The sequence below is a fragment of the Candidimonas nitroreducens genome (assembly GCF_002209565.1).
Taxonomy (GTDB): Bacteria; Pseudomonadota; Gammaproteobacteria; order Burkholderiales; family Burkholderiaceae_B; genus Candidimonas; species Candidimonas nitroreducens.
In genome coordinates, this window is sequence record NZ_NJIH01000012.1 from 160,853 (window position 1) to 180,084 (window position 19,232).

Sequence of the window (19,232 nt, forward strand, 5' to 3'; positions counted from 1 at the left end):
TTCATTTTATGTCAATATAAAAATTTATTACCGAAAATGGCTTGAATGAACTTACCAGCTCGGGCTTTCGCCAGCTATTGGACAAACGCTCCGTCTCGGTGATCCGGTACGACGTCAAGCGCGCGGCGGGCGCATATGCGCCTTGCAGAGCGGCACGGCGTTTTGCGCCGGGCATGGCGAGTCATCTCGAGGCAGATGACCGGTGGTCGGCGCAGAGCCTCAAAGCCCGGGCAAGCCGCCGAACCCCTTGAGCAATCTCGTGTGTGGAGGGCGTTGCAAAAGATAAGCGCATGCCCTGCCCGCGAGGCTCATAGGGGTAGAACGCGTCACCCGGCACATACAGCACGCCTTGCTCCACCGCCGCCTGGAACAGGCGTGGCATATCCATTGGTCGAGCAAGCTCCGCCCACACGAACATGCCGCCCTTTGGTTCAAAAAATGTCAAAGTATCGGCCAGTTCGTCGCGCAAGGCGTGCGCCATGGCTCGCATGCGGCTGGCATACTCGTCCCGTGCGCCGGCCACCATGGCGGCATAACGGGAACTCGCCAGATATCGTGATGCAACGGCCTGCGCAAGCGGCGACGTGCAGAGATCGGAAGTCTGCTTGGCTATAGCGCAACGACGCAGAATTTCCGCCGGAGCGAGCATCCACCCTACGCGCAATGCCGGCGCCACCGTTTTAGACAGGCTCGATAAATACACCACGGGATTGTCCGCGGCGGCCATGACATGTCCTGTCGCATAGATAGGCGGAGGCACTGACGTACTAAAGGCAAGCTCCCCGTAGGGGTCGTCTTCAATGATCAGAAACTCATACTTCAGCGCCAGCCTCACCAAAGCCTCACGCCTCGATTGCGTCAACAAGGTGCCGCAGGGATTGGAAAACGTAGGTACCGTGTACAACAGCTTGGGCCGATCAGATGGCACAGCGTCTTCGAGCTGCCGCTGCAAGGCGTCGACGTCTATACCGTCTTCGTCGACCAGAACCTCATGGATCCGTGCCTGGGCGAGCCTCAGGGCCTGGATGGCGGCGGGATATGCCGGTGTTTCGACGTACACGCTCGCCGCGGGTGCAATGTAGACGCGAACCAGCAAGTCAAACGCCTGCTGCGACCCGGTCGTGACGATCAAATGGCTGGGGTCGCACTGGATCCCGCGCGCAGCACACAACTGCGCCAGGGCCTGGCGAAGCGCGGGGGAGCCCTCGGTGGCTCCATACTGCAGGCTACCAGCCGTATCCGCGAAGGCATGTTGTGCGGCTTGTTGTAAGCCCTCCGCGTCGAATAGCGATGGCGACGGGTAGCCGCCCGCAAACGAAATCATGCCCGGCCTATTCAAGTACGGAAAAAGCTCGCGTATCGGAGAGCCCGCGGGATTTGCGTAGCTCGATGCGAATTCGACGGAGATCATGGAAAAACCCTAAATACGCGCACCAAACATATGAACCACCTGAGAACCTGCCTCGTACCAGTACTCGCGCGCCGTACGCAGCTTTATCGGCAAGACGGCGCTCGCCGGCAGAGGCAGATCTTCCTCGCACAATTCGCCCAGCACCAGACGAGCCATTTCGCGGCCAAAGGCCGTGCCGGGGGCAATGCCACGACCGTTGTAGCCGCTGAAAGAAATCATGTTGCGTCCCATGCGATGGAAACGGGGCAAGGCATTGGCCGTCATGCCGATGCTGCCGTACCACTCATGCTCGAAATCGATGTCAGCCAACTGCGGAAACAAGTGGCGCAGCGCCCGCCTGCCCCAATCCCGATGGATGCTGGAACCCGCGCCACGCAAGGCTCCTACACTGCCAAATACCAGGCGCCCGGCCTGGTCGAAACGAAATGACGACAACACTTGGCGTGTATCCCATGCCCCCTGCCGCTCCGGCAATATGGCCTGGCGCAGGGCGGAATCCAGAGGCGGGGTTGCCATGTTGAAGTACGGAAGATGTACCAGTTCACGGCGTAATTTCGCCCAAAGGCCATCGACCCCGGAATAGGCATTGGTAGCAACGATGACCCAAGGCGCCTCGACCGCCCCTTCACCGCGGGTATGCAGGCGCCAGCGGCTGCCCGTATCTTCGAGCCTGGCCACCGGGCTGCCGGAATAGATCGCGGCGCCCGCCCGCAAGGCGGCACGAGCCAGTCCGCGGGCATAAGCGAGCGGCTGAATCGTGCCCGCACGTTTGTCGAGCAACGCGCCGCGATACACCGACGTGCCGACCTTGCGAGCGGTTTCACGCGCGTCGAGCACATGCACGGGCGCGCCCAACGCCCGCCACTGCCGGGCGCGCTCTGTAATCTCTTTCAGGCCGGCCGCTCCGACCGCGCAATGCAAGGTGCCGCTGCGCACAGCCTCGCACGCAATGTCGTGGCGCTGCACGATATCAAAGACCAGGGAGGGGGCCTCGCCCAATAATTCGAGCAGTCTTCGACCATACAACTGCCCCAGTTCGCTGGTCAGCTTCTCCGGCATGACCCACATGCCCGCATTGACCAGACCCACGTTGCGGCCTGATCCGCCGTAGCCGATATCCACAGCCTCGATGACCGCGACCGAGGCGCCGCCTTGCGCCAGATGCAAGGCAGCCGACAAGCCCGTGTACCCCGCACCGACGACTGCCACGTCGCATTCGATAAAGCCGGCCAACGGGCGAGCGCCGGGTGGAGGTGGAGCAGAGGCTTCCCATAAGCCATGAGAGCGCGGATTGTTTTTCATGCAGCCTCACCTGCGAGAAAGGGTTTCAGTTGACGCATCCATGGATGGAATTCACGAGTCCAGGCAAAGACCGACATCACTCATTCGTTATTCGCATGACATACGGAGCGATAAAGCCATTTTTGCAACTAGCGTCGTAGACAGTCAAACGATGTTCCTTTATCATGTCATTCTGATTTGACATGAACTCGCCATGTTAACGCCAAGACGCTTCCTGCCCCCGATGTCGATGTTGCTGGCTTTCGAGGCAGCGGCCCGACTGCAGAGCTTCACAGCAGCCGCCGCCGAGATCAAACTCACGCAAAGCGCAGTCAGCCGCCAGATTCGCGCGCTGGAAGACATCCTGGGCTCGCCCCTGTTCATACGGGAACGGCAAACAGTGCGCTTGACCGATGCGGGCGCCGCCTACGCCAAAGAAATTGCCGAGGCGCTCAAGCGGATTTCCTCGGCGACTCTCGGCTTTCGCGCAAATCCATATGGCGGCACGCTGAACCTGGCCATCCTGCCCACGTTCGGAACGCGCTGGCTCGCGCCTCGCCTGCCGCGCTTCCTGGCAGAGCATCCCGGCATCACCATCAACCTGACCACGCGCCTTGCGCCCTTCGACTTCAATATGGACACGGCCGATGCCGCGGTGCACTTCGGGCTGCCGCACTGGCCGGGCGCCGAGCTGGATTTCCTGATGCACGAAACGGTAGTGCCGGCATGCAGTACCACATTCCTGGAAGAGCACCCCATAGCCTACGCCCAAGATCTGCTGCACGTCCCCTTGCTGCACCTCGTATCCCGGCCCGACGCATGGGAACGCTGGTTCGAAGCGCATGGCATCGCGCCGGGCCAACTGCATGGCATGTTGGTGGATCAATTCGCAATAGCGGCACAAGCGGCAATATCCGGCCTTGGCGTGGCGCTTCTCCCGAGCTTTCTGATCGAGGCAGAACTTGCGCGTGGCGATCTGCTGGTACCGAACGACAGCCCCATGGAAAGTGCGGAAGGCTACTACCTTGCCTGGCCCTCCGACAGGCGGGAGTACCCGCCGCTACGGGCGTTTCGCGAGTGGATACATCGTCAATCTGCCTCGAGATCATGATTTGACGGAATAATTTGAGAAATATTTGTCGTTTGGCCGAAGCTCTTCTCTACGGGATACTATCACTCAGTCTCGTTGCGAAAGGTATTCAAGGATTTTCATGATCGACAAATTGCTGAGCGGCCTCGGCGTGCCCCGATCCGCATACACGTCGGGCTCGTTTCCGCTCCACACTCCCATTGACGGCAGCCGGCTCGGCACCATCGCGCTGGACGATCCGGCCACGGTAGCGGCCAAAATCGAGCGCGCACGGGACGCATTCGATGTTTGGCGCACCGTGCCGCCACCGCGCCGCGGAGAACTGATACGCCGCTTCAGCGAAGTATTGCGACGCAACAAGGCAGCGCTGGGAGAGCTGGTCTCATGGGAAACCGGCAAGATCGCCCAGGAGGGACAGGGTGAAGTCCAGGAAATGATCGATATCTGCGATTTCGCGGTCGGCCTGTCGCGTCAGTTGTACGGCCTGACCATAGCCTCCGAGCGTCCCGGACATCACATGCGCGAAACCTGGCATCCGCTAGGCGTGGTCGGAGTAATCAGCGCCTTCAACTTCCCCGCCGCGGTCTGGTCCTGGAATGCAGCATTGGCGCTGGTCACCGGCAACTCCGTCATTTGGAAGCCATCGGAAAAGACGCCTCTCACAGCCCTGGCCAGCCAGGCATTGTTGGAACAGGCCATGCACGGTTTTGACGATGCCCCGCCGCAGCTCAGCCAAGTATCCGTGGGCGATCGCGCAGCCGGGCAGGCCCTGGCGGCAGACCCGCGCGTGGCGCTCGTCAGCGCGACAGGCAGCACTCGCATGGGTCGCGAAGTCGGGCAATGCGTCGCGGCCCGCTTCGGTCGCAGCATCCTGGAACTGGGCGGCAACAATGCCATGATCCTGGCACCCAGCGCCGATCTGGCCCTGGCGGTGCGGGCGACCCTGTTTGCCGCCGTGGGCACCGCGGGGCAGCGCTGCACCACCCTGCGCCGCCTGATCGCCCACGAGTCCGTCAAAGATGAAATCGTCACGCGTCTCAAGTCCGCCTACGCCAAAGTGCGCATCGGCCATCCCTTGCAGGGAAGCCTGGTCGGCCCGTTGATCGACAAGGCGGGCTACGAGGCCATGCAGGACGCTTTGGAGCAGGCGCGCAGCCAAGGCGGCAAGGTATATGGCGGCGAAAGACAGCTCCAGTCCGAGTTTCCCGACGCCTATTACGTTGCACCGGCCATCGTGGAAATGCCGCGGCAGACCGAAGTGGTTCGTCACGAAACATTCGCCCCCATTCTGTATATCCTCGGTTATCGGGAAATTGGTGAAGCCATTGCCTTGAACAATGCCGTGCCGCATGGTCTTTCATCTTGCATCTTCACCACCGACATACGCGAAGCCGAGCTGTTCCAAAGCGCGCTGGGCAGCGATTGCGGCATCGCGAACGTCAACATCGGCACCAGCGGCGCCGAGATCGGCGGCGCCTTCGGAGGCGAGAAAGAAACGGGAGGCGGGCGTGAATCGGGCTCGGACGCCTGGAAGGCCTATATGCGCCGCCAAACCAACACGATCAATTACTCGCATGAACTGCCGCTGGCCCAGGGAATCAACTTCGACTGAATACCCGATGCAGCCGGCAGACGCGGCGATACAGCCCTCGCTCGAACTACAGACATAAGGAAAGAACAGCACCGTGGAAAGTCTGCAATTGAAAGCGCAAGGTTCATAGGACAGCCCCTGGCATGACGACTAACTCAATCGAATCCTGGCGCCCTACGATTTCGGGCAGTCATTACGCGGTCTCATCCGGCCACGCGCTGGCGACTGCCGCCGCAATGCGGGTGCTTGATCGTGGCGGCAACGCCGTGGACGCCGGCGTCACAGCGGCAATGGCGCTGTCAATTCTGCAGCCAGACGTAGTGTCCTTCGCCGGAGTGGCGCCCACACTGGTCTATATGCGTGATACCGGACGTGTGACCAGCCTGGAGGGCTTGGGATATTGGCCCGCAGCAACAGACGTCGGGAAATTGCGTGCGATTGGCGGCGCCACGATTCCGGAAGGCATCCTGCAGCAAGTGATTCCTGCCGCTCCGGCCACACACATCGAAGCCCTCAGACGCTTCGGAACAATCTCCTTCGAAGAAGCCGTCACCCCCGCCTTTGAATTGGCCCGCGACGGGTTCTATATGTACCCCGTACTGCGAGATGTATTGGAACAGCATGCTGCCGACATCGATCGCTACCCCGAGAATGCCGCGGTGTTCCGCCCAGGGGGAACCACGCTTCCGGTCGGCGCGCGTCTGAGGCAGACCAATCTGGCCAAGACCCTCTGGCGCCTCGTCGAGGCCGAACGCGCGGCAACCGGCGATCGGGCGTCCAGGTTGCGCGCCGTGCACGATTGCTTTTACAAAGGGCCTATTGCACGCGACATCGCGAACTTTCACGAACGGCTCGGCGGTTTCATGCGCCTGGAAGATCTTGCCGATTTCGAAGTTCCGGTCAGCAGCGGGATTTCATCCTCGTACCACAACCTGCAAATACATAGTTGCGACGTGTGGTGCCAAGGCATCGTGCTGCATGAAGCGCTCAAGATACTCGAAGGATTCGACCTCTCGCAATACCGACACAACCAGCCCGCATATCTACATTTGATCGCCCAGGCGCTCGAGCTGGCGTTCGCGGATCGCGAAGCATATGTCGGCGACCCCAAATTCGTGGATGTGCCCACCGAAGAGCTGCTCTCCGAAGAGTATGCAGCGCGCCAGCGGATGCGCATCGATCCGCGCCGCGCTCCACGGGCCGCAGCCCCCGGCCTCCTGCGCTCCCGCTCACAGCGCCTGAACCAGCCCACGGCTGGCAGCGGGCCGGTTCCTCCTCCACCCGACACGATCTACGCCTGCGTAGTCGACAAATTCGGGAATGCCTATTCTGCGACCCCGTCGGACACCATGTACAACACGCCCATGATCGACGGCATGGGGCTCGCCATCTCTCCGCGAGGGATGCAAAGCCGCCTGGAAGAAGGCCATCCTTGCAGCGTCGCGCCCGGCAAGCGTCCCAGACTCACGCCTACGCCCGCGATTGCCCTGGAAAACAAGCGCCTTCGTCTGGTCTGGGGTACGCCGGGAGGCGACATACAGTGCCAAGCAATGCTTCAGGCGCTGCTGAACATCGTGCAGTTCAAGATGCCCATCCAACGCGCGATCGAGTCGCCTCGCATCGGTACATACGGTTATCCCAGTTCGTTTCCTCCCAACCATGTCCTGCTCGGCCGCTTATGCATTGAAAGCAGGATACCGGAAAAGATCCGCCGGGCAATGCAGGCTTATGGATATGACGTGGAAGTCTGGCCGGAAGCCTCCTGGTTGGCCGGATCGGTGTGCGCGATCTGGAACGACTGGGATCAAGGCCTGCTCAATGCAGGCGCCGACCCGCGACGCGGAGCTTATGCGATGGCGTGGTGACGCACCCGGCTTCCGGCTACGCAGGATCAGCAGAATGGGCTTGCCCAATCGACGGATGCTACATGAATCCGGAATATTTCTGATGTCGGAGACTGCTGCCCACATATCGGATCATGGTGACGAAGTCGAACACCGGCAGTCTGGTACGAGCCTGTATGGCGTGCGCATAAGGAGGCAGGTCGCTGCATTCCAGCAAGATCGCGCCTATATCCGGATGCCCATGTACAAGATCCATGGCAACGGCAACCGCCTCTTGCTCGATCACGCTGGAGTCCAGCGTCCCTTTTTCTTCGAGAATGGCCTCGCGGAACTCTTTTTTCGCTTTCATGTCCCCGATAGCAGTCGGGACATCTGCGCCTATACCCAGGACGCTGAAATGTTCAGGGGTCAGCGCTTGTGCATCTGCAGTAATGATCCCCACCCGACACCGGGTAATGGCGTATATGAAGGGGATTTGAGACAGGCTGGAGAGGAAAACCGGTATTTGCACCGCTGCCGCGACCTGGCGTTGAAAGAGCGCCATGAAACCGCAGGCGCCGGTGATCGCCTTGACCCCCGCGGCTTCCAGTTCACATGCAGCCGCCACGAATGCTTCAGCAAGAGTGGGATCACGCTGCGTTAAAAGCCGTTCGATCGAAGCATTTTCAACACGCTGGTAGCGCACCGGGAACGGAAAGGTAGAGGCATTGGCAACGTTGCCAGGGACACAGGGGTATCGAGCATCGAGCACCAAGATACCGATGGTTTCACCATACCAGGATCGAGTTGCGCGGTTGATTTCATAGCTCATGGCGATCCCAGCACCTCCTGAAATTTCCTATTGGAAATAATTTTACTACTAACTGCATTGGCTCACACATAGATTTCTAAGCCTAACTAGCGTATTCCCTAGTGAAATTCACTCAGACATAAGGTACATTTATTTCCTATAGGAAATTTTAAATAGAAAAGGAGACACTCATGAAAAAGTTCATCGCACTAGCGGCCGCTGTGTCCATGTCTACAATGAGCATATGTGCAGCGGCCTCTGAAGGCTATCCGTCGAAGCCAGTCACAATTGTGTTGCCCGTGTCGGCGGGCAGCGCCACCGACGGGCTAATACGTGTCATCGCTGACAAGCTGGGCAAGGACTGGCTCCAATCCATCATCGTAAAAAACGAGCCGGGCGCAAACGGAATATTGGCGACCCAGACCGTGCTGCGGTCACGAGCAGACGGCTATACGCTATTCGCGCTGTCGACCAACCAAGTCATCAACGCAAATCTATACACCAACCTGCCCTTCAATACACAGAAGGATCTGAAGCCGATCGCCCGCGTTGCCATGGTGCCTATGGTGCTGTGCGTCAATCCATCCGTCCCGGCGAAAACCGTGCAGCAACTTATCGCATTGGCGAAGCGCGAACCGGGAAAGCTCAATTTTGGCTCGCCGGGAACGGGCAGCACGGCCCACCTTGCAGTCGAACAGCTCAAGGACAAGACCGGCATCAAAGTCACGCACGTCCCCTACAAGGCGGTGAGCCAGGCCCAAACTGACTTGATCGGCGGCCAGTTGGATTTCATGTTCATCGTGCCATCGGCAGCGATGGCGCAGATGCAGGCCGGCAAGTTGCGCTGCCTGGGCGTTGGATCACAGGAGCGGCTCGCGCAAATGCCGAATGTACCGACAATCGCAGAATCAGGGGTTCCGGGATTTGAAGCGATTGCCTGGATCGGGCTCGCGGGACAGGCTGGATTGCCGGATGCTGTCGCGGACGATATTTCAAAAGAAGTGATGCACGCGCTCGAAAACAAGGCCATTCAAAAGCGCATAGCCGGCCTGGGGCTGGTTCCCGCCGGGATGGGACGACAGCCATTCACGGCATACTACAACAACGATTTCGCCAATTGGCACCACATCATCGAGGCAGCGGGGATTCGCATGCACAACTGAGCGGCAACCAGGGCTCGGAGACGTACGCTATCATATGCAGTCTCATCTGCGAACCAACCGGTATGCCTGCCAACAAGAGACGAGGAAAAGACGAGCCCGACTCGGACGCCCATAACAAACTGGGACGCAATCTGCGCCGGGAACGTACGTTGCGCAAGTGGTCTTTGAAGGCCGCCAGCGAGGCGACTGGCGTCGCCAGCTCCACCTTGTCGAAGATAGAAAACGGGATCATGTCCCCGACCTTCGACATTCTGCAACGCATCGTCCAGGGCATGTCTTTGGATTTGACCGGCCTATTGGAAGACATACCACATCCCAGGATAATCGGGCGTCGCAGTATCACAAGAGCCGGCGAAGGAGTTGAACTGAGGAGCTCCTCATATATTCATTCGTTACTCGCCACAGACCTCAGCTTCAAGAAATTCCTGCCTTTCCGAAGTATTGTCACGGCCCGATCCATGGAGGAATTCGGCGGCTTGGTGAAACATCGCGGAGAAGAATTCTTCATGGTTCTCAAAGGCGAGGTCGAATTCCACTCCGAGTTCTACAATCCAGCACGCTTGCGCCCCGGTGACAGCGTCTATCTGGACAGCCAGATGGGCCATGCGCTTCTCAGTATCGGCAAAGAGCCGGCCGAAGTGATTTGGGTCAGCAGCACCGTCTTGCAATAAGCCACTCACCCGAGAGGGCTCACTACAGAGCGGATCCGCCGTTGAGCAAGCAGCACGCTCGATCACGCTTGCATTGAACGAAGCCGCTACCGACCGGAAGGGCTGGGCTCGGCACTGAATTTCACGTGCCCGCTTCGGACACCATCGGCCCTTGCGGGGCACTACCGGCCGCCGGCGCATCGTGGCCGGCGCGGCCGCCGATGTGGGCCAGATGGCGCCGGCTAGCGAGCAGCACCAGCACACCAAGCAGCACGGCCGAGGCGCCGACCCAGTACGGCACATGATCATTGACGGTCTCCCCCAGGTAGCCCGCCAACCAGGGCGCCACGGCTCCGCCGCTGAAACGCACGAAACTATATGCCGCCGAAGCCACCCCTCTTTCGACCGGCGCGGCGTGCATTACCGTTTCGGTGACGAGCGTGTTGTTGATGCCGAGAAAGAAGCCGCCGGCCACCACGCAAACCACCAGGACGGTCTTGTTGTCCGTCCAGAGCGCCATGGCGGCGAGCACCAGGGCAAAACCCACCAGGGCAATCACGACAGCCGGGATCGTACCGAAACGGGCCTGCAGCCTGGGCGCCAGGATCACCGATGCGAAAGCCAAGGCCAGCCCCCAGCCGAAGAAAATCAGTCCGACCTGATGGGCTGTCATGTCGAGCGGAAACGGGGTGTATGCAAGCAGCGTGAAGAATCCGAAGTTGTAGAGCAGCGCCGTGATCGCCACCCCCAGCAGCCCGCGATGCCTGAGGGCCTTGAAAGGGTCGCGCAGCGAACTGGGCTGCGGCTTGGTATCGGATTCCGGCAGCAGGAACACCGTCACCGCACAGGCAATTGCCATCAGCACAGACACGCCGAAGAACGGCCCGCGCCATGAAATGGAGCCCAGCACGCCGCCTATGAGCGGGCCCGCCGCGATGCCCACGCCCAGCGCCGCCTCGTAGAAAATGATGGCCTCGCGCACCGACCCGGACGACGCGTTCACGATGGCGGCCAGTGCCGTTGCGACGAACAGCGCATTGCCCAGGCCCCACACCGCGCGGTAGCCGACAATGGCCATGATGGAATCGGACATGCCGGCAAGACCCGCCCCTACGATGATGACCACCAGGCCGAGAAGCAGCGTCCGCTTTATCCCCAGGCGGCTGGACACGGCGCTGGTGATCAGCATAGCCAGGCCCATGACGGCCATGTAGCTGGTGAACAACAGCGCGGTCTGGGACGCCGTCGCGCCGAGCGAGTCGGCTATGGGCTTGAGGATCGGATCGACCAGGCCGATACCCATGAATGCGATGACACAGGCGAATGCGACCGCCATCACGGCCTTGGGTTGGCGCAGCATATTCATGATTTCTACAATTCCTGTTGAATCGGCGTTTGGCGGTAGGCAACATCCAGCAGCCCCGCAAGCGCCTGCACGGCATCCTGCAGGCGCTGCCGTTGCGCCGCATCGAGCTGATCGATCAGCGATTCGGCGATGTCCGCGCGGATCTTCCGGGCACCGGCCAGGGCTTGCCGCCCTTGATCCGTGAGCGAAATCCGTGACGCCCTGGCATCGTCCGGATCGGGCCGGCGGCCGACCAGGCCCAACTCTTCCAGGCGGCGGATCTGAGTCGTCATGGTCGGTGCGGAGCAATTCTCGGCGCGGGCGAGATCGCTGATGCGCGTCGTGCCCAACCCATCTATCTGCGACAGAACCCGGGCCTGGGCAAGCGTCACGGTCAGTGTCCAGGACGTGTGCAGCGTGACCCAGCGGTTCAGCCGTGCAACGACGTCCAGCAGTTCGGCGCCCACGCTGCCATGTGATGTTTGCATGTGCTTGCCACAATTAATTAGTTAGTCTATCTAATTAATTATACATAAAAACTGCCTCTCAGCAACCCCTTATCGGTGTTTACCCCTACTGGTCAAGCCCGTATTCAGCCAAGTAATATATTAGTATTTTACAAAGCAAACACAGCATTCGCCCAGACACTGCCATGTATCACCAAGTCCCGGGCGCGCCAGTTTGCAACCCACAAGCTTTGCTCATCGTATCCGCGGCAACGCCGGCCCTGTCGCAGGAAAGCCTGCGGCCCGGGCCAGCCCGGGGTTGAGCAACGGCCAAGATTCACGATCCCACTGAAGCCTGTATGAATTACACCTTCGACTTCTCTTCCGTACTGGCACACAAAGACCTGCTGCTGCACGGGCTCTGGACTACGGCAAAGCTGAGCGCCTTTGCCACCGTGCTGGGTTTCGCGGTGGGCACGCTGGTCGCCTGCATACGCCTGAGCCAGCACAAGGCGGCGCGTTTTCTCGCCACGGCCTATGTGGAATTCATACGCAATACCCCGCTGTTGATCCAGGCCTACTTCCTGATTTTCGGGCTCGTCAGCGTGGGCATCAATCTACCCATTCTGGCCGGGGCGGTCATCGCACTCGTGATCAACGTCAGCGCCTATACGGCCGAGATCATGAGGGCCGGCATCGAATCGATACACAAAGGCCAGCTCGAAGCGGCCGACTGCCTGGGCTTGAACAAGGCACAAACCTTCTTCCACGTCGTGCTGGCGCCGGCCATGGAGCGCGTGTACCCGTCGCTGATCAGCCAATATGTCCTGCTGATGCTGGCCACCAGCATTCTGTCGGCCGTCGGCACCGAAGAGCTGTTCGGCGTCTCGGTAAGAATCCAGAGCCTCACCTTCCGCAACTTCGAAGTCTTCATCGTCCTGGGGGTGATGTATCTGGTGCTGTCATTTGCCGTAAGGTTCTTGTTCACGCTGCTGGGTAAATTCCTGTTCCCGCGCCTGCGCAAGCTGGGCACCCCGTTGTAAGGCGAAGGAATACAAAGCCATGACGAGCCAACAATTCATGTTCCTGATAAACGGCCTGTGGGGAACGGTAATCCTGAGCGTGCTGACATTTCTGTTCGGAGGCTTGCTGGGCTTTCTCATCAGCCTGATGAAAGTGTCGGCCAGCGGCTTGCTTCGGGCCGTCGCCTCGACCTACATCACCGTGCTGCAGGGTATTCCGCTGCTGGTTCTGATGGGCGTGGCGTTCTACGGGCCCAGCCTGTTCGACATTACGCTCGATCCGCTGTTTGCCGCCGTGCTGGCCCTGACGCTGTACGCGTCCGCGTACCTTGCCGATATCTGGCAAGGCTGCATCAAATCGGTGCCCAAGCCCCAATGGGAGGCGGCGGAATGCCTGGGCATCGGCAAGACCAAACGCATGTTCCTGGTGATCCTGCCCCAGGCCTTGCGGATTTCCCTGCCGCCCACCGTCGGCTTCATGGTGCAAATCGTCAAGAACACCTCGATAGCCTCGCTGGTCGTGGGGTACGCCGAGCTGGCATACAACTCGAAGATCTTGAACAATTCCACATTCGAGCCTTTTTTATATTTCGGCCTGGCCGCTTTGCTGTACTTCGTCATTTGCTATCCGCTCTCTGTCGCAAGCAGAAGAATGGAATTGCAGATGAAACGAAACTAACTCCATGGAGATCACAGAGATGCACCTGAAAAAAACGATTTTCGCCGTTTGCGCGGCGGCTGTCATGGCCGGCGGCTACTCGGCCGCAAATGCCGATACCCTGTCCACCATTCATTCGCGCAAGGCCATCAAGGTGGCCATCGACCTGGGCAACCCGCCATTCGGGCGCCAGACCAAAGAACTGAAGCCGAGCGGCTTCGACGTGCATGTGGCCCAGTTGCTGGCCAAAGACATGGGGGTCGCGCTGGACATTGTGCCGACCACCGGGCCCAACCGCATTCCATTCCTGACCTCCAGGCGCGCGGACATCGTCATCTCGACCCTGGCCAAGACGCCCGACCGCGCCAAGGTCATCGACTTCAGCATTCCCTACGCGGCGGTCTTGAATATTATTGCCGCGCCCCAGTCCATGAAGATCAGCGGGCCGCAAGACCTGGCCGGCCACCGCATCGCGGCAACCCGGGGCACTACCAACGACGTGGCCGTCACCGCGGTAGCGCCGCCCACTGCGCACATCATCCGCTTCGACGACGAAGCCACCACACTGACCTCGGTCAGCAGCGGCCAGATCAAAGTCGTGGCGCAAAACCCGCAAATGGTGAAACTGATAAACGAGAAAAACCCCAACCTGCACCTGGAACAAAAGTTCGTGCTCAAGCAAATCCAGTTCGGCATCGGGGTGCGCAAGGGTGACGAAAGCCTGAAGGACTGGATCAACGGCTGGATCAAGACCAATCTGAAGAACGGCAAACTGAACGAAATGTACAAGCAGGACATCGGAACCGATCTGCCCAAAGAGATCACCGACGTCAAGTAGATAGCAGCGAGAGCAAGGCCATGACCACCATCGTCCGTCTAGACAACGTACATAAGCAATTCGGCTCGAACCAGGTTCTGAAGGGCGTGAGTTTCGAGGTAAAAAAAGGAGAAGTTGTCGCGATCATCGGACAAAGCGGCTCCGGGAAAAGCACGGCCTTGCGCTGCATCGACTACCTCGAAAAGATCGACGACGGCCAGATCACCGTTTGCGAGCATAATCTTGCAGGCTCGGCGCCCGACCTGAAAGCGCTGCGCCGCGACGTCGGCATCGTCTTCCAAAGCTATAACCTGTTTCCGCACCTGACGGTCGAGAAAAACATCAAGCTGGCCCTCAAGCACGTGCGCAAGCTCGGCCATAAGCAAGCCGCGCAGATCGCCCAAGAAGTGCTGGCACAGGTGGGGCTGTCGGAAAAAGCCGACAGCTACCCCGAGCAGCTATCGGGCGGCCAGCAGCAGCGCGTGGCCATCGCACGCTCTCTGGCCATGGCCCCGCGGGTCATGCTGTTCGACGAAGTCACCTCGGCGCTCGACCCCAAGCTGACGGGCGAGGTGCTCAAGGTCATAGAAGGCCTGGCCGCCGGCGGCATGACCATGATCCTCGTCACGCACGAAATGGGCTTTGCGCGCAAAGTAGCCGATAAAATCATCTACATGCGCGACGGCCTGGTATGGGAAACGGGCGGCCCCGAAATCCTCGACCACCCCGAAACCCAAGAGCTGCAGGAATTCGTGGGTATCGGTTTGTAGAGAATCCCGAAACAACGGCGGCACGGCCGGGCAAGTTGGTCACCCCTTGCCAAAGCCCGTCGTTGCCGGCCTGGTTCGACGTGACAGAAATTCGGCCATGGCCCGCTGTGGATCGCCGCTCGCATAACATTCGAGCTGATAGCGGACACCGGCGCTGCAAGCCTCTTCAAAACCGGGCTGGGTGCGTTCTCGGAAACGCTGCTTGGTCGCCCGTACGGCAGTACCCGGTAGTGCCGCCAGGGCACGGGCACGTGCGATTGCTTGCGACAGAACGTCGCAGGCAGGCACCAGATCGTTGACCAGTCCAAGCGTGTATGCTCGTTCACCGGTGATGAGTTCTCCGGTCAAGGACAGCTGTTGATTGAGCGAATGACCGATCTGCAAGGACATCAGATAAGAGCCGACGATGCTCGCCAGACCCGCCCTGACTTCAGGCTGCCCCATGCGCAGCGAAGCATGGGCTACGCGCAAATCACACATCAATGCGATCTGGAATCCGGCGCCAGCCGCAGTGCCATTCAGCGCTGCGATCAATGGCTTGCCGACGTTGCGCACAGCCTGGTACATGGCATGCTGGCGATCCAGCCAGTCGGAAAGGCCGGCCGCATCGATGGTAGAGGCTTCGTCCAAATCCTGGCCTGCGCAGAAGGCGCGCTCACCGCTGCCCGTCAGCACGATTGCCTGCACCTCGGGGTTCGCATCGAGCATAGACAGCCGCTCTGTAAGAGCCGCGCGCAGCGAAGCATTGACGGCATTCATATTCGCCGGACGATGAAGCCGTACGATTGCGATGCCGTCGACAGCTTCCGTCAATATTGCGTCGTTGGTATTCATGGCTACTCCTGGATACGTTCTACCAAAGCGTCTACGGCATACCCCGCATGGCCCATGTCGCCGGCGATCTTCGAAATGCAGCAACGCCGACGGCTGCCGCAGTTGCAAGGAGCCTGACGTCATTTGATATAGTCACCATGTCGAACCCCACTGTACAGCTTTGAGGGCACCAACTGGGCAACCAGGCCGCCGATGGTGCTCCTGAGCCACTGGTGAAGTCGGCGGCTGTCATTCTGGGCGCTCCAGACCATGACTATGCGAGCTTCGCGCAGAACGGGCGGAAGACGCAGCAGTTTCAAGTCGAAATGTGGCAAGTGTTTTTCGGCAATCACACGCGGCATCGTAGTGGCGTAGTCGGTTTCCAGCAGGAAATAAGGGGCCGTGCCAAAACTCGATACGTAGGCGCTGAAGTGCATGGCGTGGCCAGTGCCCTGCAGGGCCCGATCGAAGTTGGTCTCTTTCCCATACATATGAGAGAAAGCCAGCCATTTCATCCCTTGCAGGTCTTTCATCGTAAGCCGATGGCGACGGCTGAGCGGGTGCCGGGCAGAAACGACGCAGACCCTTTCGTCCGTGAACAACACTTGACTGGGAAATCGGCTGGGCGGTGAAGGAAACAGGCCGATGGCCAGATCCATGCGTCCCGAATCAAGATCGTCGGGAGAAAAATCACCATGCACCGGCTGGAACCGCACAATCAAGCGGGGGGCCTCTTGCTGCAGAATGGTGGTCAATGGAGCGGCCAGCAGCAGCTCGGTATGCGCCGCCGCACCTATGTTTATGACACCGGACAACTCACCTGGGAAAAACGGCAGACCCTCACCCAAGGCCTGCTCCATACCGGCCAGCGCACCATGCATCTGCATATGCAGCGACAGCGCACGCTCCGTGGGCACGAGGCGTTTCCTGATCACCACGAAAATCTCGTCCTTCAGCAAAGCGCGCAAGCGGGCCAGATCACGACTGATTGCCGGCTGACTCTTGTTCATCTGTCTTGCGGTGGCGGTGACGCTGCGCGTATGCATCAACGAATCGAAGCATAGTAACAGCGATATGCTGCAAGTACGCAGCAAGGGAAATTCCGGTGGGGCGTCGGCTCTCATGGCTTATGGATATTTTTCTATATCTTTATTGATATGCAAATTATCCAAATAAATCATTATTAAAATATAACAGAGGTCTTTAGAATGCTTTGCACCATCAAGAATTGTGCGGAGACGGAATATGAAGACCCTACATCCCAAACGCGGCGTCATGCACCTTGCCCTTGCCATAGGTGCCGTACTTTCGCTGCTTGCGCCGCCTACCCATGCGGCAGACGAATTTCCCCAGCGGCCCATAACCATAGTGGTGCCCTTTCCTGCCGGAGGTACGCCCGACATCATTGCCCGCGTGCTGGCCGAGAAAGCGCGTGCCAGCTTGCATCAGCCGATACTCGTCGACAACAAAGGCGGAGCCGGCGGGAACATCGGCGTGCAGTACGTGTCACGTACCAAGCCCGATGGCTATACCGTGGTGATGTGCGCCTACAGCTGCGCAGTGGCGCCTTCACTGTACAAGCCCGCGCCCTACAGCATCTCCAAGGATTTCGCTCCCGTCATGCTGGTCGGCACCGTCCCCAGTGTCTTGGTCGTGAATCCCAAAGTTCCCGCGCGGAATGTCGCCCAGTTCGTCGAGTACGCGAAAACGCATCCCGGCAAGTTGAACGCTGCTTCTTCAGGCATAGGCGGATCGGCGCACATAGCGCTGGAGTTGCTGAAACGCGAAGCCAAGGTAGATATTGCCCACATTCCCTACAAAGGCGCGGGACAGGTGGCAGGCGATCTGCTCGGAGGACAGGTCGACATGTATTTCGACAACCTCCCTGCCTCGCTTGCAAACATCAAGCAAGGCCGGCTCGTGGCCATTGCCGTAGCGGGCAAACAAAGGGCCAAGGCCATACCGAATGTCCCCACTTTTGCGGAATCCGGATATCCGAAAATGGTCGTCAACCCCTGGTTCGGCCTGTTGGTACCGGCAGGGACTCCGCCGGCAGCCATAAATAAACTGAACACGGCATTCAACGGCGCGCTGCAAGATCCCGAGGTAAAGCAACGGCTCGACCGCCTGGGTGTGGATCTGGCCGGCGGCACTCCCCAGGCATTGGATGGCTTCCTGAAACAAGAAACACACAATATCGCGGAACTGATCAAGCAAAATCACATCACCGTAAAATAAAGCCATCTATTTTCCCGGGACAGGAGTTGGGGGTTGGCCATTCGGACGGAACGCTGTATTAAATTGCGGGGAATGGGTTCCTTCCATGTCGGCGGAGAACCAAAATCACTGCAGGGCAAGCCGCTCATGCAGGCCACGCTTGCCGTGGGCGGCGTCCCCGTGACCATGGATCCCAATGGCGATTATGTGATCGGGCAGATGTATGCCCAGTATTTTCTCGGTGGAGACGGGCGGCGGCCGCCTATCCTGTTCTGGCATGGCGGCGGGCTTACGGGTGCGTGTTGGGAGACGACGCCCGACGACCGCCGCGGCTGGGTCGAGGACTTTCTGCTCGATGGCTGGGATATATATCTCTGCGACGCCGTCGAGCGCGGCAGATCGGGGTACGCCCCGATCCCCGATGTCTGGCCGGCGCCCATTTCGCAGACAGCCGCCAGCCTATTCGTCAGATTTCGTATCGGCCATGCCGAGACGAACACGACCCTGGAAAACCTTGCCGGCCACGCCTTTCCGGGCAGCCAGTTTCCGGCGCGACAATTCACCCAATTCATGCGCCAGGTGGTGCCGCGCTGGAGCCACACCGACGAACAAATCATGGCCGCGTATCATGCCCTGCTACGGCGTATCGGGCGCCGTTCGATAATCGTCTGCCATTCGCAAGGAGGCATGTTCGGCTTGCGCTCGGCCATGGAAGCGCCCGACGCCGTGACAGCCGTGGTGGCGCTCGAACCCGCTTCCGTGCCGCTGGAAAAGGCCCGCCAGCTGGGGTATTCCACGCCGACGCTCATCGTATTGGGCGACTATATCGACACCGACACCCGCTGGCCACGCATACGCGACCGGATCATGCAGTTTGCAGCCGAATTTCCCTGCGTTCAGGTGCTGTCCCTTCCCGAGATAGGCATCAAGGGAAACAGTCACATGCTGATGATGGACAAGAACAATATGGAGATATCCGGCAAGGTACGAGACTGGCTATACGGAATGGCTGGCGCGGACAGCGCTCGGCCGTAGCGGCGCAAACCAGCCACCAAGCCTGCCATGGTAAGAAGCCGGCCTCGAAGCCGGGCGGCAAGGCCGCAAGCAAAGAAATGAGGAAGTGATGAAGGTGCGGACAGCGCGCGGCAAGGCGCCGCGCGCCCGTGCCGGGCGCTTAAGAAGGGAGCCGGCGGCCGGCAGCGAGAGCGGGCTGCACAAAAGCGAACGCCCCGTAGAGAACACTCTACGGGGCGCAGCAGGATAAAAGCCTGACGATGCCCTACTTTCACAGACGTACGTCCACTATCATCGGCGCAAAGGCGTT

General features: G+C 59.7%; 18 protein-coding genes. 11 read left to right on the top strand and 7 right to left on the bottom strand.

Annotated features, from left to right (window positions below; genetic code table 11):
- Positions 1-181 precede the first annotated feature (181 nt).
- Positions 182-1,411 carry an aminotransferase-like domain-containing protein gene (locus CEY11_RS20575; RefSeq protein WP_088605287.1) on the bottom strand — a complete coding sequence of 410 codons (1,230 nt, stop codon included), beginning with the start codon at positions 1,409-1,411 and terminating at the stop codon, positions 182-184.
- 9 nt (positions 1,412-1,420) lie between these two features.
- Positions 1,421-2,713, bottom strand: a complete 1,293-nt coding sequence (locus CEY11_RS20580; protein WP_088605288.1) for an NAD(P)/FAD-dependent oxidoreductase — start codon at positions 2,711-2,713, stop codon at positions 1,421-1,423.
- A 193-nt stretch (positions 2,714-2,906) separates the two neighbouring features.
- Between CEY11_RS20580 and CEY11_RS20585 the strand changes: the two genes are divergently transcribed.
- The 3 genes from CEY11_RS20585 to CEY11_RS20595 all read left to right on the top strand — a co-directional run bounded on the left by CEY11_RS20585 (position 2,907) and on the right by CEY11_RS20595 (position 7,238).
- Positions 2,907-3,803, top strand: coding sequence for a LysR substrate-binding domain-containing protein (locus CEY11_RS20585; protein ID WP_088605289.1), 897 nt, complete (start codon positions 2,907-2,909; stop codon positions 3,801-3,803).
- A gap of 100 nt (positions 3,804-3,903) precedes the next feature.
- Positions 3,904-5,394 (top strand): L-piperidine-6-carboxylate dehydrogenase, encoded by a 1,491-nt coding sequence (gene amaB, locus CEY11_RS20590; protein ID WP_088605290.1) that lies wholly within the window; start codon positions 3,904-3,906, stop codon positions 5,392-5,394.
- 215 nt (positions 5,395-5,609) lie between these two features.
- Positions 5,610-7,238: a gamma-glutamyltransferase family protein gene (locus CEY11_RS20595; protein WP_158215399.1), complete on the top strand. Its 1,629-nt coding sequence runs from the start codon at positions 5,610-5,612 to the stop codon at positions 7,236-7,238.
- Between the two features lie 58 nt (positions 7,239-7,296).
- Here CEY11_RS20595 and CEY11_RS20600 read toward each other — a convergent pair whose 3' ends face one another.
- Positions 7,297-8,028: an aspartate/glutamate racemase family protein gene (locus tag CEY11_RS20600; protein ID WP_088605292.1), complete on the bottom strand. Its 732-nt coding sequence runs from the start codon at positions 8,026-8,028 to the stop codon at positions 7,297-7,299.
- A gap of 170 nt (positions 8,029-8,198) precedes the next feature.
- Here CEY11_RS20600 and CEY11_RS20605 point away from each other — a divergent pair, with 170 nt between their 5' ends.
- On the top strand, positions 8,199-9,170 hold the full coding sequence (locus CEY11_RS20605) for a Bug family tripartite tricarboxylate transporter substrate binding protein (protein ID WP_088605293.1): 972 nt from the start codon (positions 8,199-8,201) through the stop codon (positions 9,168-9,170).
- A gap of 62 nt (positions 9,171-9,232) precedes the next feature.
- Positions 9,233-9,841 carry a helix-turn-helix domain-containing protein gene (locus CEY11_RS20610; protein WP_088605294.1) on the top strand — a complete coding sequence of 203 codons (609 nt, stop codon included), beginning with the start codon at positions 9,233-9,235 and terminating at the stop codon, positions 9,839-9,841.
- A 121-nt stretch (positions 9,842-9,962) separates the two neighbouring features.
- On the opposite strand, the gene CEY11_RS20615 is transcribed toward CEY11_RS20610, so the two are convergent.
- Entirely contained in the window at positions 9,963-11,186 is a 1,224-nt protein-coding gene (locus CEY11_RS20615) for an MFS transporter (protein ID WP_198958950.1), read from the bottom strand.
- Between the two features lie 5 nt (positions 11,187-11,191).
- Positions 11,192-11,653 carry a MarR family winged helix-turn-helix transcriptional regulator gene (locus CEY11_RS20620; RefSeq protein ID WP_088605295.1) on the bottom strand — a complete coding sequence of 154 codons (462 nt, stop codon included), beginning with the start codon at positions 11,651-11,653 and terminating at the stop codon, positions 11,192-11,194.
- 317 nt (positions 11,654-11,970) lie between these two features.
- On the opposite strand from CEY11_RS20620, the gene CEY11_RS20625 reads away from it, so the two are divergent.
- Genes CEY11_RS20625 through CEY11_RS20640 form a run of 4 tightly spaced genes read left to right on the top strand, consistent with a single transcriptional unit; the run spans position 11,971 to position 14,878 of the window.
- Positions 11,971-12,654: an amino acid ABC transporter permease gene (locus tag CEY11_RS20625; protein WP_088605296.1), complete on the top strand. Its 684-nt coding sequence runs from the start codon at positions 11,971-11,973 to the stop codon at positions 12,652-12,654.
- Positions 12,655-12,673: 19 nt separating this feature from the next.
- Positions 12,674-13,312, top strand: coding sequence for an amino acid ABC transporter permease (locus CEY11_RS20630; RefSeq protein ID WP_088605297.1), 639 nt, complete (start codon positions 12,674-12,676; stop codon positions 13,310-13,312).
- A 4-nt stretch (positions 13,313-13,316) separates the two neighbouring features.
- Positions 13,317-14,129 (top strand): transporter substrate-binding domain-containing protein, encoded by an 813-nt coding sequence (locus CEY11_RS20635; protein WP_088605298.1) that lies wholly within the window; start codon positions 13,317-13,319, stop codon positions 14,127-14,129.
- Positions 14,130-14,149: 20 nt separating this feature from the next.
- A complete protein-coding gene (locus CEY11_RS20640; RefSeq protein ID WP_088605299.1) occupies positions 14,150-14,878 on the top strand; it encodes an amino acid ABC transporter ATP-binding protein in 729 nt (242 codons plus the stop codon).
- Between the two features lie 39 nt (positions 14,879-14,917).
- Here the strand turns inward: CEY11_RS20640 and CEY11_RS20645 are convergent, their stop codons facing one another.
- The gene (locus CEY11_RS20645) at positions 14,918-15,712 is read right to left on the bottom strand and encodes an enoyl-CoA hydratase/isomerase family protein (RefSeq protein ID WP_088605300.1); all 795 of its coding nucleotides are present in this window, start codon (positions 15,710-15,712) and stop codon (positions 14,918-14,920) included.
- Positions 15,713-15,831: 119 nt separating this feature from the next.
- On the bottom strand, positions 15,832-16,785 hold the full coding sequence (locus CEY11_RS20650) for a LysR family transcriptional regulator (RefSeq protein ID WP_158215400.1): 954 nt from the start codon (positions 16,783-16,785) through the stop codon (positions 15,832-15,834).
- Positions 16,786-16,936: 151 nt separating this feature from the next.
- Between CEY11_RS20650 and CEY11_RS20655 the strand changes: the two genes are divergently transcribed.
- Together CEY11_RS20655 and CEY11_RS20660 are read left to right on the top strand one after the other, a co-directional pair.
- Positions 16,937-17,929: a Bug family tripartite tricarboxylate transporter substrate binding protein gene (locus tag CEY11_RS20655; protein ID WP_088605302.1), complete on the top strand. Its 993-nt coding sequence runs from the start codon at positions 16,937-16,939 to the stop codon at positions 17,927-17,929.
- A 72-nt stretch (positions 17,930-18,001) separates the two neighbouring features.
- On the top strand, positions 18,002-18,943 hold the full coding sequence (locus tag CEY11_RS20660) for an alpha/beta fold hydrolase (protein ID WP_143322974.1): 942 nt from the start codon (positions 18,002-18,004) through the stop codon (positions 18,941-18,943).
- The last annotated feature ends 289 nt before the right edge of the window (positions 18,944-19,232 follow it).